Annotated in this window: 14 protein-coding genes; 9 read left to right on the top strand and 5 right to left on the bottom strand. The window is 74.7% G+C overall.

The features are described from left to right. Window positions 1-88 precede the first annotated feature (88 nt). Window positions 89-1708 carry an amidohydrolase gene (locus ROT00_RS13750; RefSeq protein WP_404775595.1) on the bottom strand — a complete coding sequence of 540 codons (1620 nt, stop codon included), beginning with the start codon at window positions 1706-1708 and terminating at the stop codon, window positions 89-91. Continuing rightward, on the bottom strand, window positions 1705-2985 hold the full coding sequence (locus tag ROT00_RS13745; RefSeq protein ID WP_404775594.1) for an MFS transporter: 1281 nt from the start codon (window positions 2983-2985) through the stop codon (window positions 1705-1707). The genes ROT00_RS13750 and ROT00_RS13745 overlap by 4 nt, the downstream gene beginning before the upstream one ends. Before the next feature lie 179 nt (window positions 2986-3164). Between ROT00_RS13745 and ROT00_RS13740 the strand changes: the two genes are divergently transcribed. The 5 genes from ROT00_RS13740 to ROT00_RS13720 all read left to right on the top strand — a co-directional run bounded on the left by ROT00_RS13740 (window position 3165) and on the right by ROT00_RS13720 (window position 6625). Further along, complete coding sequence (locus ROT00_RS13740) at window positions 3165-3779, top strand: TetR/AcrR family transcriptional regulator (protein ID WP_404775593.1); 615 nt, start codon at window positions 3165-3167, stop codon at window positions 3777-3779. A 102-nt stretch (window positions 3780-3881) separates the two neighbouring features. Continuing rightward, complete coding sequence (locus tag ROT00_RS13735) at window positions 3882-4508, top strand: DUF937 domain-containing protein (protein ID WP_404775592.1); 627 nt, start codon at window positions 3882-3884, stop codon at window positions 4506-4508. A gap of 34 nt (window positions 4509-4542) precedes the next feature. Further along, window positions 4543-4989: an FAS1-like dehydratase domain-containing protein gene (locus ROT00_RS13730; protein ID WP_404775591.1), complete on the top strand. Its 447-nt coding sequence runs from the start codon at window positions 4543-4545 to the stop codon at window positions 4987-4989. Next, window positions 4989-5438, top strand: coding sequence for a MaoC family dehydratase (locus ROT00_RS13725; protein WP_404775590.1), 450 nt, complete (start codon window positions 4989-4991; stop codon window positions 5436-5438). The genes ROT00_RS13730 and ROT00_RS13725 overlap by 1 nt, the downstream gene beginning before the upstream one ends. Next, on the top strand, window positions 5435-6625 hold the full coding sequence (locus ROT00_RS13720) for a UDP-N-acetylmuramate dehydrogenase (RefSeq protein WP_404775589.1): 1191 nt from the start codon (window positions 5435-5437) through the stop codon (window positions 6623-6625). Before ROT00_RS13725 ends, ROT00_RS13720 begins: the two co-directional genes overlap by 4 nt. A 4-nt stretch (window positions 6626-6629) precedes the next feature. Here ROT00_RS13720 and ROT00_RS13715 read toward each other — a convergent pair whose 3' ends face one another. After that, on the bottom strand, window positions 6630-6833 hold the full coding sequence (locus ROT00_RS13715; RefSeq protein ID WP_404775588.1) for a hypothetical protein: 204 nt from the start codon (window positions 6831-6833) through the stop codon (window positions 6630-6632). Between the two features lie 138 nt (window positions 6834-6971). Here ROT00_RS13715 and ROT00_RS13710 point away from each other — a divergent pair, with 138 nt between their 5' ends. Beyond that, on the top strand, window positions 6972-7343 hold the full coding sequence (locus tag ROT00_RS13710; RefSeq protein ID WP_404775587.1) for a hypothetical protein: 372 nt from the start codon (window positions 6972-6974) through the stop codon (window positions 7341-7343). Here ROT00_RS13710 and ROT00_RS13705 read toward each other — a convergent pair. Then, window positions 7271-7843: a hypothetical protein gene (locus ROT00_RS13705; RefSeq protein ID WP_404775586.1), complete on the bottom strand. Its 573-nt coding sequence runs from the start codon at window positions 7841-7843 to the stop codon at window positions 7271-7273. The genes ROT00_RS13710 and ROT00_RS13705 overlap by 73 nt on opposite strands. Then, window positions 7843-9525: a PspC domain-containing protein gene (locus ROT00_RS13700; protein ID WP_404775585.1), complete on the bottom strand. Its 1683-nt coding sequence runs from the start codon at window positions 9523-9525 to the stop codon at window positions 7843-7845. The genes ROT00_RS13705 and ROT00_RS13700 overlap by 1 nt, the downstream gene beginning before the upstream one ends. 116 nt (window positions 9526-9641) lie before the next feature. Between ROT00_RS13700 and ROT00_RS13695 the strand changes: the two genes are divergently transcribed. The 3 genes from ROT00_RS13695 to ROT00_RS13685 all read left to right on the top strand — a co-directional run bounded on the left by ROT00_RS13695 (window position 9642) and on the right by ROT00_RS13685 (window position 14325). After that, window positions 9642-10841: a PspC domain-containing protein gene (locus tag ROT00_RS13695; protein WP_404775584.1), complete on the top strand. Its 1200-nt coding sequence runs from the start codon at window positions 9642-9644 to the stop codon at window positions 10839-10841. After that, window positions 10834-11505, top strand: coding sequence for a LuxR C-terminal-related transcriptional regulator (locus ROT00_RS13690; protein ID WP_404775583.1), 672 nt, complete (start codon window positions 10834-10836; stop codon window positions 11503-11505). Before ROT00_RS13695 ends, ROT00_RS13690 begins: the two co-directional genes overlap by 8 nt. 126 nt (window positions 11506-11631) lie before the next feature. Then, entirely contained in the window at window positions 11632-14325 is a 2694-nt protein-coding gene (locus tag ROT00_RS13685) for a phosphoenolpyruvate carboxylase (RefSeq protein WP_404775582.1), read from the top strand. Window positions 14326-14340: the final 15 nt, after the last annotated feature.

The following is a 14340-nucleotide window of genomic DNA, read 5'->3' as shown; positions in this document are numbered from 1 at the left end:
CGGTGACGCCCGGGATTCCGCGGATCGGCGGATGCCTCGAGGGGCATAACCCCGGGATGTTCCTGAGTTGTGCGAGGGGAGGGGAGCGTCAGGCCTCGAACTCGGTGCGGCCGGCGACGACGGTGCGCAGGACGCGGGCCTCGAGCAGGGCGGCCTCGCCGAGGGCGAACGGGTCGCGGTCGACGATCGCGAAGTCGGCGGCGAGGCCGGCGGCGAGGGTGCCCCGGCGGTGCTCCTCGAGACAGGATGCCGCCGCGTCGCGGGTGGCGTGCACGATCGCCTCGTCGAGCGGCACCGCGAACTCCGGATGATTCGGCGGGAACGAGTCGTCGAGGGCGGAGCGGCGCGTGGCGGCGATGTACATGTTCGGCAGCGCCTCGTAGGGGGCCGTCGGCGCGTCGGTCGAGAACGCCAGGCGCACGCCGGCGGCGACGTACTCGGGCCAGGCGCAGCCGCGGTCGGCCCGCTCGTCGCCGAGCATCGCGGCCCAGTTGTCCCAAATCGCCGGGTCGGTGTGCACCGGCTGCATCGATGCGGTCACCCCGAGTCGCGCCATCCGCGCCGGCGTCTCGGGGGCGGCGTACTCCAGGTGCTCGATGCGGTGCCGCCGCGGGCGCTCGCCGTTCACGGCGACGGCGTGCTCGATCGCGTCGAGGGCGAGGTCGCTCGCGGCATCCCCGATCGCGTGCAGCGCGATCTGCAGGCCGGCGGCGTCGGCGGCGGCGACGACGGGCTTCGCCCGCTCGAGCGGCCAGATCGGCTCGGCGTTCGAGCCGTCGGCGTAGGGCAGGCGCAGCGCGGCGGTGCAGGCGTCGATGACGCCGTCGAGCACGAGCTTGATGCCGCCGACCCGCAGCGTCGGGTTCGACGGCCGGGCCGCGAGCTCGGCCGCGCGCGCCACCTGGGCGAGGTTCTGCTCGTCGTCGCCGGTGTTCTCGATGAACCAGTGCCCGATGACCGTGAGCGGGAGGGTGCCGCCGCGCCGGGCGGCCGCGCGCTCGAACGCGGCGAGGCCGAGCTCGTCGAACGCCATGTCGACGGCGGCGGTCACGCCGGCGGCGAGGTAGGCGGAGATCGTGCGTTCGACGGCCGCGTCGCGATCGGCATCCGTCGTCGCCTCGGCGAGGAAGGACCAGACGTGCTGCTGGGCGGCGGTCTCGTAGAGCATGCCGTTCGGTTCCCCGTCGGCGTCGCGGCCGATGCGCCCGCCGATCGGGTCGGGGGTGTCCCGGGTGATGCCGAGCTCGGCGAGGGCAGCGGTGTTCACCCAGCAGGAGTGGTAGTCGTTCGCGTCGAGGTAGACGGGCACGTCGGCGACGGCGGCGTCGATCATCGCGGCGGTCGGCTTTCCCTCGGGCGCCGAGTCGAACAGCCAGCCCCGGCCGAGCAGGCGGGGGGCGTCGGGCGCGGCGGCGCGGGCGGAGCGGAGGCGGTCCTGGATGCTCGCGACGCTCCGGGCGTCGGTGAGCCCGACCCGGCCGAGCGCGTCGCCCATCATCACGAGGTGGGTGTGCGCGTCGACGAACCCGGGCACGACGAGTCGGCCGCCGAGGTCGACGAGCTGCGCGTCCGGACCGGCCTCCGCCCGCGCCGTCGCGGCGTCGCCGACGTAGGCGATGGTGTCGCCGTCGACGACGATGGCCTCCGCCCAGTTCGAATCGTCTGCGGCGGTGAAGATGCGGCCGTCGGTGTAGAGCGTGCGAGTCACGCGGGGACCTCCTCGGTGGTGGTGGCGGTGGGGATGGCGAGGCGTTCCTCGCGCTGGAGCCGGGTGGACAGGCGGGCGACGACGACGGTCGGCACGGCGAGCACGAAGCTCGCGATGCCGAGCGCCACGGCGAAGCCCTGGAAGCCGAGCAGCTCGACGAGCGCGGCGCCGATCACGGGGGTGAGGCTCGAGCCGACGAGATAGACGGCGAGGAGCGGGCCCGACCAGCGCCCGTCGGCGTCGAGCGCGGCGGACGTCGAGACGAAGTACATGAAGGCGAGGGCGTAGATCGTGTTCCAGGCGACGAAGATCACGATGAAGGTCGTCGGGTCGCTGGCGAAGCCCTCGGCGATCTTGAGCGCGCCGCCGGCGACGAGCAGGATGCCGAGGGGGGCCGCACGGCCGAGCCGGTCGCCCACGATCGTGAGCACGAGGGAACCGACGAGGCCGCCCGCGGTCGCGCCGCTGAGCGCGATGCCGAGCCCCTCGGGAGTGAGTCCGGCCTGCTCGGTGCCCATGAACCCGGCCATGGCCCAGAGCGAGTCCTCGCTCGCGGCCCAGAGGGCGAAGGTGACGAGGAGCGTGAAGCCCGCGATGGTGACCGCCTTCGCGGTCGCGGGAGTGCGCCGCGGCACCTCGCGGATCGCGCCGGTCGGCGGGATCTCGACCGGCATTGCCTCGGCGACGGCGGCACCGGCCTGCGGACCATGCACCGGCGCGGCGGGCAGCCAGGCGCTGAGGACGAGTCCGATCAGCGAGAACAGCGCCAGCGCGCCGAACACCTCGAGCGGGGCGAGCCCGATGACCGGCAGCACGGCGAGCACGACCGTGATGATGCCGCGGTTCGCGAGGCCGTTGAAGCCGGCCACCCGGTCCGGGTTGCGGAAGGCGGCGAGGGCGGCGCCCGCCGCGGCGACGGCACCGCCGGCGCCGGCGCCGCCGAGCAGCAGTCCGCCGACGACGACCCCGGGTACGGGGAGCAGAGCGGCCGCGCCGAAGCCGAGGACGCCGAGGGCGAGCCCGGCCCGGGCGACGAGCCTCCGCCGGGGGCCGGCGCAGAGCGGCGCGATGGCCAGGCCGACGATGGCGGTGGCGAGGAGGGCGCCCGTGACGATCCAGCTCGCGGTGAGGACGTCGGTGCCGAGAGCGCTCTGCAGTGCGCCAATCATGTACGGCGAGAGGTTCACGCCGAGGTAGCCGGCGATGGCGATGGCGAAGGTCGCGCTGGCGCTGGGCAGGCGGAGCGGGACTCGCGAGGCGAGGTCGGAGTTCGACATTGGGTCTCCGGGGGAGTCGGGCACGGCGGTGTGCTGGGTGGGGGGAGCGGCTCGGCCGCGACCATAAATGAATGGCGTTCGTTTATTATGCAGATGGACGTCCCCGATGGGAAGGGGGAGTCCACGATCCGACCGTGTAGCCTCGTTCGGATCGCCCGCGACGCCGAGAGGAGGGCGAGGTGGCCCGCCCCAGAGTGCCGTTGCTGTCCGAGGACCGCATCGCCGACGCCGCGATCGAGCTCATCGACTCCGGCGACGGCTTCGGCGTGAACGCGCTCGCCCGCCGCCTCGGGGTGACCCCGTCGTCGCTCTACAACCACGTCGACGGCAAGGACGCGATCGTCGAGGCGGTCCGCGACCGGCTCACCGTGCGATACCTCGCGGAACCTCCGGAGGGCGACTGGGAGGACGTCGTGGTCTCGGTCATGCGCGCCCAGCGCCGCATGTATGCGGCGCATCCGCTGATCGTCCCGCTGCTCGTCGGTAAGACGATCACCTCCGACCGGGTCATCGCGTCGTACGACCGGGTGGCGACCGCGCTCCTGGAGGCCGGCTTCCCCGAGGACGAGGTGCTCACGATCGTCGCCGTGCTCGACGGCTTCGCCCTGGGGTTCGGCCTCGATCTCGCCGGGCCCGAGGTGGTCTGGCTGCCGCAGCAGCCCACGCGCACCCTCGGCCGGCTGGTCGAGACCGGACCCACCGGCGCCGCGCGCAGCGACCGGGTGTTCGAGGTCGGGTTGGAGCTGCTGATGGACTCGCTGCACGTGCGCCTCGCCCGCCTCGCCGGCGGCTGACGGCGTCCTCCGACGGAGTTTGTCCCCTTCCGCCCGCGGCATCCGTCCGGCTACCGTGAACGCGGGACGCCCCGCACGCGGGCGCCAGAAGGAGACGCACCAATGGCAGCACTCGACGAGCTCATGAGCAGCCTTCCCATCGGCGACATCGCGAAGAAGCTCGGCGTCGACGAGGCGACCGCGACGCAGGCCGTCGAGCAGGCGCTCCCCGCGCTCCTCGCCGGCATGGGCGCGAACGCCCAGGACCAGGCCGGTGCCGCCTCGCTGCAGAAGGCCGTCGCGAAGCACGACCCGTCGCTCGTCGAGGGCGGCGTGAACCTCGCCGACGTCGACGAGGAGGACGGCAAGAAGATCGTGAAGAACGTCTTCGGCCAGAACACCGACCAGGTCGTGCAGGCCCTCGACCAGAAGCAGGGCGGCGGCGCCGGTGACCTCATCGGCAAGCTCCTGCCGATCCTCGCGCCCATCGTGCTGAGCTTCCTCGCCCAGCAGTTCACGAAGAAGTCGGCCGGCGACGAGGCGCAGAGCGGCGGCGGCATCGGCGACCTGCTGGGCGGGCTCCTCGGCGGCGGTTCGGGCTCGGGTGGCTCCGGCGGCGGCGTCGACCTCGGGGGCCTCCTCGGCGGCCTCTTCGGCGGCGGCTCCGGCGGCGGCTCGCAGGCGCAGGGCGGCGGCCTCGGCGATCTCCTCGGCGGCCTCGGCGGACTCCTCGGCGGCGGCAAGCGCTGACCGGCCGGACACCCCGCCCGTCTAGACTGGCGGGGTGTCCGTGAATCCCGAACTCGTCGGCCGGGAGTTCCCGCCGACCGCGCCGTACCTCGTCGGCCGCGAGAAGGTGCGCGAGTTCGCCCGCGCCGTGCTCGCCTCCACGCCGATCTCGCTCGACCCCGAAGCGGCGCAGGCCGCGGGCTACGCCGACGTCGTCGCCCCGCCGACCTTCGCCGTCGTCATCCAGGAGCAGACGCTCGCGCAGCTCCTCGCCGAGCCCGACGCCGGCATCGACTTCACGCGCGTCGTGCACGGCGACCAGCGCTTCGTGCAGAGCCGCCCGATCGTCGCCGGCGACCTGCTCACCGCGACGCTCGCGGTCACGAGCGTGAAGTCGCTCGGCGCGCACGCGATGGTCACCGCCGAGTCCACGATCACGGATGCCGAGGGCGCGCACGTCGTCACGGCGATCTCGACGCTCGTCGTGCGAGGGGAAGACTGATGGCCGCGCTGCAGACCCCGGACTTCGCCTCCCTCGCCGTGGGCGACGTCGTCGCGGAGCAGAGCTTCGCGCTCACCCGCGACACGCTCGTGCGCTACGCCGGCGCCTCGGGCGATTTCAACCCGATCCACTACCGCGACGACGTCGCGAAGTCGGTCGGCCTGCCGGGCGTGCTCGCCCACGGCATGCTCACCATGGGCTTCGCGGTGCAGCCCGTCGTCGACTGGGCCGTCGACCCCGGCCGCGTCGTCGACTACCAGGTGCGCTTCACCCGGCCCGTCGTCGTCGACCCGGAGCTCGGCGCCGTCGTGCAGGTCGTCGCGAAGGTCGGGCAGCTGGATGCCGAGGCCGCCGTCGCTCGCATCGACCTCACCGTGAAGGTCGGCGAGGAGACGGTGCTCGGCAAGGCGCAGGTCCGCGTCGAGCTCGGCGACCGCGGCGGCCGATGACCGGCGCGAGCTTCGCCGAGCTCACGACGCTCCGCCTCGGCGGCCCGATCGCCCGGCTCGTGACGGCGACGACGCAGCGCGACCTCGTCGACCTCCTGCACGGCGTGTGGGGCTCGGGCGAGCCGTGGCTCGCACTCGGCGGCGGCTCGAACCTCGTCGCGGGCGACGAGGGTTTCGACGGCACTGTCGTGCGCATCGCCACGAGCGGCATCGAGGTCATGCCGGGCGCCCCGGAGGGTGCGGTGCGGCTCCGGGTGCAGGCCGGCGAGAACTGGGACGGCTTCATCGCCTGGACCGTCGCGCACGGCTATTCGGGGCTCGAGGCGCTCTCGGGCATCCCGGGCTCCGTCGGCGCCGCGCCGGTGCAGAACATCGGCGCCTACGGGCAGGAGCTGTCGGAGGCGCTCGTCGGCGTCTGGTTCCTCGACGAGGGGGCGGACGCCCCGCGCTGGATGCCGGTACCCGAGCTCGAGCTCGGGTACCGCACCTCGGTGCTGAAGCAGGGCCTCGCGGGCGTCGTCGTCGCCGTCGAGGTCGAGCTGCACGACACCGCCGCGGAGCGCGCGGTGCTCGGCGAGGCGATCGGACGGCCGATCGCCTACGCGCAGCTCGCCGCCGCGCTCGGCGTGCAGCCGGGCGACCGGGCGCCCGTCGCGAAGGTGCGCGAGACGGTGCTCGCACTGCGCGGCTCGAAGGGCATGGTGCTCGATCCGGCCGATCCCGACTCCGTGAGCGCCGGATCGTTCTTCACCAACCCGATCGTCACCGAGAAGGTGGCGCGCACGCTGCCGGCCGACGCGCCGCGCTGGTACCTCGACCCCGAGGAGCCCGACGAGGTGGTGCCGCTGTCGCGGCTCGCCTCGCACTCGCCCCTCGACGCCTTCCTCGAGCTGCAGGCCGAGCTCGAGACCGCCGACGACGCGCCGCCCGCCGAGGCGGAGGCCGCCGAGCCGCTCGTGAAGCTCTCGGCCGCGTGGCTCATCGAGCACGCCGGCATCCGCCGCGGCTTCGCGCTGCCCGGCTCGCGCGCCGCCGTCTCCTCGAAGCACACGCTTGCCCTGACGAACCGCGGCGGGGCGACCGCCGCGGAGCTGACGGAGCTCGCACGCTACGTGCGCCACCGGGTGCAGGCGGAGTTCGGCATCGTGCTGCACCCCGAGCCGGTGCTCGTCGGCGTGGAGATCTAGCGGCTCAGCCGCTTTCTCCGCCGAAGGCGCGGCGCGTGAGCGCCTGCACGTCTCGATCGATCGTGGCCAGCTCGGTGCGGAGCTCCGCCGTCGCCCGCCCGATCTCGGCGCGGAACAGCGAACTCAGGTGCACCGTCTGCCAGCTCATCATGCCGATGACGATGCTCCCGAACATTCCGATCAGCACCCAGCTCTGCACTTCGGTCATCGCGCCCTCCTCGTGTATCGGTCTCCGGTGTTTCGACCCTAGAGGACGACTCGCCGAGCGGACGGCGCCGGACGTGCGGCGGTGGACGGCGGCGTCACGGGCTGTGCTGTGGAGGAGTGGCGCGGCTAGGCTCGCCGGGTGGACCGCAGCGACTTCATCGAACACCGCCGACCCGACGGCGAGCTCGTCGGCTGGCTCCGCCCGGAGGGCGAGGGCTTCGTGCCCGTCGACCTGCTCGGGCGCGAGCACGGCGGCGCGATCGACTGGCTCGCGGGCGAGGAGCTGCTCGAGGAGCTCGGCATCCGGTATCTCGCCGATCCCTACGTGCTCGAGCTGCCCGACGCCGCCCCCCTGCGGGTGCGCATCACCGAGGTGAGCACTCGCGGGATCGTCGTGAAGAAGGACGACTTCGGCGCCATCGACGCGCCGGTCGTCCGCTACGAGCTCGCCTGGCCGATCCCGCCGGAGCTCACGCCGCTCGGCGACCGGGAGCTGCCCGCGGCCTGGTGACCGCGCCGCGCGCGCTCGCCGCGCCGGATGAGCCCGACGACGCCGAACAGGGCGATCACGGCGCCGAGCGCGATCACTCCGTAGAGCACGATCACGAGCGGATGCACCGAGCCGATCCAGTCGGCCGCGGCGTCGCGCCGCTCGGGCGAGACGAGGAGCCACACGGTGACGCCCGCGATGGTGCCGTAGAGCAGCGCCCAGACCAGGGCGCCCCAGCGGATCGTCGGGCGCGCCGGCGGCTCGGCGGAGGGTGCGGGCGCCGCCAGGGGCGCCGGCTCGGCGAGGGGCGCGCGAGCGGGTGCGGCCTCGGCCGCCGGCGCGAGCACCTCGGTGGCGAGCACCTCGGTGGCGAGCACCTCGGTGGCGAGCACCTCGGTGGCGAGCGCCTCGGTCGGGAGCGCCTCGGTCGGGAGCGCCTCGGTCGGGAGCACCTCCGTCACGCCAGTCTCCTCCGGCGCCTCGTTCGCCGCGTCCTCGCGGTCCGGGTTCTGCTTGGCCATCACTGCATCTCCGTTCGGATGTCGACGTACACGTCGCCCGTCCACTGCGTGAGCACGAGCCGGGCGTCGACCGGGCCGTCGTCGCCGGCGAGCCCGTCCGGGCCGCCGATGACGAACGGGCGCCGGGTGTCGGGCCCGACCGCGGCCAGGCCGCCGTTCTCGTCCGCGACCCAGATGGTCACAGCACCGGCGTCCGAGGCGTCCAGCTGCAGACGGTCGTCCTCATCGATCGAGATCCAGGCCTGGCCGAGCCCCTGCGAGAGCTCGACGATCGCGGGCGCGTCGGTCGAGCCTGGCGTCGCGTACAGGCTCAGGTAGGCGTCGCCGACGGGCTGCACGAGGCGCTGCGACGTCGTGAGCGAGATGGAGGCGCCCGGTCCGATCAGCCGCCCCTCCGGCAGCACGGCGGCGATCGCGGTCGCCACGAGCATCACGATCGTCGTCGCCGAGGCGAAGAAGGCGAGCCAGCCGCTGCGGCGGCGGCGGAGCGCGGCGATCACCATCGCGACCGCGAAGACGCCGACCGCGGCGGCGAGCGAGAGGGGCACGGCGAACCCGTCGGTCTGCGCGGACGACATGGCGGCGATCGCGGTGATCGCACCGCCGACGATCGCGAGGCCGAGCGCGGTGAACACGAAGGCGGCGCTCGCGCGGGGGCGGCTCGCCCGACGTGCGGCTCGGGCGGCGTCGGCGCGGGCCATGAGCTCGCGGGCCTGGGCCCGGTTCTCCTCGGCCGCGAGCGCGCGGGCCCGCCGTTCGGCCTCGGCCTGCCCGGCGCGCCACTCGGCGTGCTCGGCGCGCCAGGCGTCGTGGCTCTGCCGCCAGGCGCCGAGCTCCTCGCCGGAGGCGTCGGGCGCGGGCTCGATCGGCGGAGCGGGCGGCGGCGCGGGAGCCGGGGGCGCTTCGCCGGAGACGAGGGCCGCGGATGCCGCGGCGGCGGCGGGTGCGGCATCCGATCCGGCATCCGCAGCGCTCGCGGTCGCCGGCGTTGCCGCCGCGGCGGAAGCCGACGCGGCGGACGTCGACGCCGCAGACGTCGGCGCCGCGGGCATCGTCTGCGCGGCGGGTGCGGCGGACGCGGCGGAGCGCGCCCCGCCCGTGGCGGCCGAACGGCGCACGAGCCAGACCACGAGCGCGACGAGCCCGCCGAGGAGGAGGAGCACCCAGATGAGCCGGAACGGCACCGAGAGGTCGATGCCGAAGAGCGGGTCCGGCAGCGAGGGCAGCTCCGGCCACCAGCGCCAGCCGAGCCAGCCGCCCTGCACGAGCGGGATGATGCCGACCACGGTCATCACGGCGATGCCGGCGAGCGCCGGGTCCACGACGCCGCGGAAGAGCTGCTCCAGGTGGATCCGCCCCTCGAGGTCGGGCAGCAGCAGCCACGCCGCCGCGTAGATGAGCAGGAAGGGCGCGCCGAGCACCGCGAGCACGACCACGATGCCGCGGACGATGATCGGGTCGATGCCGATCCGGGCGGCGACGCCGGCGCAGACGCCGCCGATCCAGCCCTCGCGGCGCGGCAGGCCGAGCCGGCGCAGATCGGCGAAGAAGCCGCTGCCCGGGCCGCCCGTCGGAGCCGAACCGCCCGCTCCGCCACTGGCGCCCTGGCCGTCGGTCGTGCGTTCCCCCTGCTCGTCCCGCGGCGCCTCGGCGTCCGGGGGAGCGGTGCGATTCGTCTCCATGCCTCGATCGTGGCGCAGTCGGGCCGCGGCCCGCGATGGGGTGAACCCCTGATTCGACCCTGAACGACGCCCAGGGGAACGGCTGCCCGGGGCATCCGTCTGCTTGGATGGCAGGCATGAGCACCGCCCACGCGACGGGCGACGATCACGTCGTTCCGCGCCTCGCCCGCCCGCGCGACTGCGTGGCGACGGGCGTCTCCGCCGGGCTCGCCGTCCACCTCGGCTGGCCGGTCGTGCTCGTGCGCCTCGGCTTCGCCGCGACGAGCGCCGTCGGCGGCGCCGGACTCCTCCTCTACCTCTGGCTGTGGGCCCTGACGCCCTGGCAGCCGGGGGAGGAGCCGCCGAAGCGCCGCGCGCCGGTCGCCTGGATCCTGCTCGCGGCCGCCGCCGTCCCGCTCGCCGGGGCCATGGTGATCGGGGCGCCGCCCGTCGGCGGGGCCGTCTGGTTCTGGCCCGCGCTCGCGGGCATCGGTCTCATCGTCGCGGCGGCGGCGTGGGCCGGCTTCATCGACCGGCCGGATGCCGAGCGCGGTCCCAGGCACGAGCACGCGGTGCGCGCGGTGGCGACCGTGGCGCTCGCCCTCGTCGCGCTCGTGATCGTGTTCGGCGCGGCGGCGTCCGAGTCCCCGCAGCCGGCGTTCGCGGCCGCGCTCGCCGCGGTCGCGGGCATCGCCCTCGTCTACGCACCCACGCTCGTGACCCGCTGGCGCGAGCTCACCGAGGAGCGCACCCGGCGCATCCGCGAGGAGCAGCGCAGCGAGATCGCCGCCCACCTGCACGACTCGGTGCTGCAGACGCTCGCCCTCATCCAGAACCGCGCCGGGGCGACGAGCGAGGTCGCCCGCATCGCCCGGGCCCAGGAGCGGGAGCTGCGCGAGTGGCTCTTCGCCGGCGACGCCGTGCCCGACCGCGACCTCGGCGCCGAGCTCCGCGAGGTCGCCGCCGTGCTCGAGATCGAGTACCCCGTGAGCGTCGACGTCGTCGTCGTCGGCGAGCAGCGCGAACGGGCCTCGGGCGAGCTCGCCGCCGCCAGCCGGGAGGCGATGCTGAACGCGGCGCGGCACGCGGGCGGCGAGGTCTCCGTGTACGTGGAGGGCCGGCCCGAGGCGGTCGAGGTCTTCGTCCGCGACCGCGGTGCCGGGTTCTCGCTCGAGGAGGTGCCGGCCGACCGGCTCGGCGTCCGCCAGTCGATCGTCGGCCGGATGCGCCGGGCGGGCGGCGAGGCCGAGGTCGGACCGGGCGTCGGCGGGGTGGGCACGCAGGTGCGGCTCCGGATGCCCGCTGCGGCCGTCGGCGAAGGGGGAGCGCGTGGCTGAGGCATCCGTCCGGGTCGTCGTCGTCGACGACCACTCGATCTTCCGCTCCGGGCTGAAGGCCGACCTCGACGCCACGATCGAGGTCGTCGGCGAGGCGCACGACGTCGAGTCGGCGCTCGCCGTCGTGGCCGAGACGGCGCCCGACGTGGTCCTGCTCGACGTGCACCTGCCGGGACTCTCGGTGCCGGCGGGCAGCACCGGGGGCGCCGAGGTGATCCGCCGGGCGGCGCCCGAGCTGCCGGCGACGCGCTTCCTCGCGCTCAGCGTCTCCGACAAGGCCGAGGACGTCGTCGGCGTCATCCGCGCCGGCGCCCGGGGGTACATCACGAAGGGCTCCTCCGGCGGCGAGGTGAGCCGGGCGGTGCACGCCGTCGCGACCGGCGACGCCGTGTTCTCGCCGAAGCTCGCGGGCTTCGTGCTCGACGCCTTCGGCGCCGCCGTCGGTGAGACGGCGGTCGCGGGCGACGAGCTCGACCGGCTCTCGGCGCGCGAGCAGGAGGTGATGCGCCTCATCGCCCGCGGCTACGCCTACAAGGAGGTCGCGGCCGAGCTGTTCATCTCGGTGAAGACGGTGGAGACGCACGTCTCCGCGGTGCTCCGGAAGCTGCAGCTCTCCAGCCGGCACGAGCTCACCGCCTGGGCGACGGCCCGCCGCCTGCTCTGACCGGCTCCCACATCGAGTTGCCCGACTTCCATGAAAGTCGGGCAACTCGAGGAGGGGTGGGCGGTCGGTCGCGGAATGTGACGTGACGAAATGTGACCGTCACGCGAATCCGGGTACGGTCGCAGGGTGACCAGCTCCGCCTTCCCCTCAGAGCCCACCGTCCCGCCCCACGACCCGAGCGCCCGCGAGGCCGTCAGCGACCGCATCGACCACGAGCTCCGAGCCGAGGTGCGCCTGCTCGGCAGCCTCCTCGGCACCGTGCTCGCCGAGGCCGGCGGTCCCGCCCTCCTCGACGACGTCGAGCGTCTCCGCGCCCTCGCGATCGCCGCGTACGAGGGCGAGGGCGCCTCCCTGGAGGACGCCGAGGCCCTCGTGGCCGCGTTCACCCCCGCGCGCGCCGAGGAGGTGGCCCGCGCGTTCACGGTGTACTTCCACCTCGCGAACCTCGCCGAGGAGCACCACCGGGTGCGCGTGCTCCGCGCCCGCGACGGCGCGCACGCGAGCGCCCCGACGGAATCGCTCGGCGCCGCCTACGAGCACCTCGTCGCCGAGATCGGCGAGGATGCCGCGGCCGAACGGCTGCGCCGGCTGCGCTTCCACCCCGTGCTCACCGCGCACCCCACCGAAGCCCGCCGCCGCGCCGTCGCCTCCGCCATCCGCCGTGTGGGCGAGCTGCTCGCCGAGCGCGAGGAGCTCCTGCGCCTCGCCCCGGCCGCCGATCCCGCCGAGCTCGACCGCCGCCTCGCGGAGCAGATCGACGTGCTCTGGCGCACCTCGCCGATCCGCACAACCCGCCCGACGCCGCTCGACGAGGTGCGCAGCGCCATGAACGTGTTCGACCAGACGCTGTTCGAGGTCGTGCCGCGCGTCTACCGGCAGCTCGACGACCGGCTGCAGGGCGCCCGGGCCGGCCTCGAGCCCGCCGTCGCCCCCGCCTTCGTGCGCTTCGGCAGCTGGATCGCCGGCGACCGCGACGGCAACCCCTTCGTCACCGCCGAGACGACGGCCGCCGCCGCCGCGATCGCCGCGGAGCACGTGCTGCTCGGCCTCGAACGTGCCGCGACCCGCATCGGCCGGAGCCTCACCCTCGCGGAGGACGGCACGCCCGCCTCGCCCGAGGTGCAGGAGCTCTGGGCGGCCCAGCAGCGCCTCGCCCCGACCATCACGGCCGGCATCGGCACCCGCGCGCCCGACGAGCCGCACCGCCGGGTCCTACTCGTCATCGCCGCGCGCATCCGCGCGACCCGCGAGGGCGACGCGGCGCTCGCCTACGCCGCACCGGAGGAGCTCCTCGCCGAGCTCCGGCTGGTGCAGGCCTCGCTCGCCGCCGCGGGCGCCCAGCGCAGCGCGAACGGGGAGCTGCAGGGCCTCGTCTGGCAGGTGGAGACCTACGGCTTCCACCTCGCCGAGCTCGAGGTGCGCCAGCACTCCGAGGTGCACCGGCGGGTGCTCGCCGAGCTCGACGCGGCCGAGCCCGGGGCCGAGCGCAGCGAGCTCGCCGCCGAGGTGCTCGCGGTGTACCGCACGATCGCCGAGCTGCAGCGCCGCTACGGGCTCCGCGCCGCGCGCCGCTACATCGTCTCCTTCACGCAGAGCGCCGACGACCTCGCGAACGTCTACCGGCTCGCCGAGGCCGCGCTCGGCGACGAGGCTCCGGTGCTCGACGTCATCCCGCTGTTCGAGACCTTCGCCGACCTCGAGGCGTCGACCGACATCCTCGACGGGATGCTGCAGCTGCCCCAGGTGCAGCGCCGGCTCGCCGAGACGGGCCGGGCGGTGGAGGTCATGCTCGGCTACTCGGACTCCTCGAAGGACGTCGGCCCGGTCGCCGCGACCCTCGCCCTCGACGCCGCCCAGGCGCGTATCGCCGCGTGGGCGGAGCGGAACGACATCGAGCTCACCCTCTTCCACGGTCGCGGCGGCGCGCTCGGCCGCGGCGGCGGGCGCACGAACGAGGCGGTGCTCGCCCAGCCGCCGGGCTCGGTCGACGGCCGCTTCAAGGTGACCGAGCAGGGCGAGGTCATCTTCGCCCGCTACGGCGACGCCGACATCGCCGCCCGCCACCTCGAGCAGATGGCCGCGGCCACCCTCCTCGCCGGGAGCCCGGAGAACGAGGAACGCAACCGCGACGCCGCGGCCGCCTTCGCGGAGCTCGCCGCGCGACTCGACGAGACGTCCCGGGCGCGCTTCTTCTCGCTCGTGAAGGCGGAGGGCTTCGCCGCGTGGTTCGCGCGGGTGACGCCGATGGAGGAGGTCGGCCTCCTCGCCCTCGGCTCCCGGCCCGCGCGGCGCGGCCTGTCGGTGTCCTCGCTCGAGGACCTGCGGGCCATCCCGTGGGTCTTCGCCTGGACGCAGGCGCGGATCAACCTCACCGGCTGGTTCGGCCTCGGCACCGCGCTCGCCGCGGTCGGCGACGAGGCGCTGCTGCGTCGGGCGTACCGCGAGTGGCCGCTCTTCGCCTCGATGATCGACAACGTCGAGATGTCGCTCGCGAAGGCCGACGACCGGCTCGCGGAACGCTACCTCGCGCTCGGCGACCGCGAGGAGCTCGCCGCCCTCGTGCTCGAGGAGCTCGCGCTCACGCGGGAGTGGGTGCTGCGCGCGAGTGGGCACGACGAGCTCCTCGCCGAGCAGCCGGTGCTGCAGCGGGCGGTGCACCTGCGGAGCCCCTACGTCGACGCCCTCTCGCTGCTGCAGCTGCGGGCGCTCCGCGCGGTGCGCGAGGAGCAGTCCGCGGGCGCGACGCCCGACGAGCACGAACTGCGGCTGCTGCTCCTCGCCGTGAACGGCATCGCGGCGGGGCTCCAGAACACGGGCTGAGCGCGGCGGCGCGGG

It is taken from the genome of Agromyces mediolanus (assembly GCF_044917495.1).
Classification (GTDB): Bacteria; Actinomycetota; Actinomycetes; order Actinomycetales; family Microbacteriaceae; genus Agromyces; species Agromyces mediolanus_B.
This window is presented reverse-complemented; position numbering and strand designations above follow the sequence as displayed.

What these genes read in the sequence shown, in the direction of transcription:
- ROT00_RS13745 (WP_404775594.1), bottom strand. Translation starts at nt 2,985, where the DNA reads ATGTCGAACTCCGACCTCGCCTCGCGAGTCCCGCTCCGCCTGCCCAGC.
- ROT00_RS13735 (WP_404775592.1), top strand. Translation starts at nt 3,882, where the DNA reads ATGGCAGCACTCGACGAGCTCATGAGCAGCCTTCCCATCGGCGACATC.
- ROT00_RS13725 (WP_404775590.1), top strand. Translation starts at nt 4,989, where the DNA reads ATGGCCGCGCTGCAGACCCCGGACTTCGCCTCCCTCGCCGTGGGCGAC.
- ROT00_RS13720 (WP_404775589.1), top strand. Translation starts at nt 5,435, where the DNA reads ATGACCGGCGCGAGCTTCGCCGAGCTCACGACGCTCCGCCTCGGCGGC.
- ROT00_RS13715 (WP_404775588.1), bottom strand. Translation starts at nt 6,833, where the DNA reads ATGACCGAAGTGCAGAGCTGGGTGCTGATCGGAATGTTCGGGAGCATC.
- ROT00_RS13705 (WP_404775586.1), bottom strand. Translation starts at nt 7,843, where the DNA reads ATGGCCAAGCAGAACCCGGACCGCGAGGACGCGGCGAACGAGGCGCCG.
- ROT00_RS13700 (WP_404775585.1), bottom strand. Translation starts at nt 9,525, where the DNA reads ATGGAGACGAATCGCACCGCTCCCCCGGACGCCGAGGCGCCGCGGGAC.
- ROT00_RS13695 (WP_404775584.1), top strand. Translation starts at nt 9,642, where the DNA reads ATGAGCACCGCCCACGCGACGGGCGACGATCACGTCGTTCCGCGCCTC.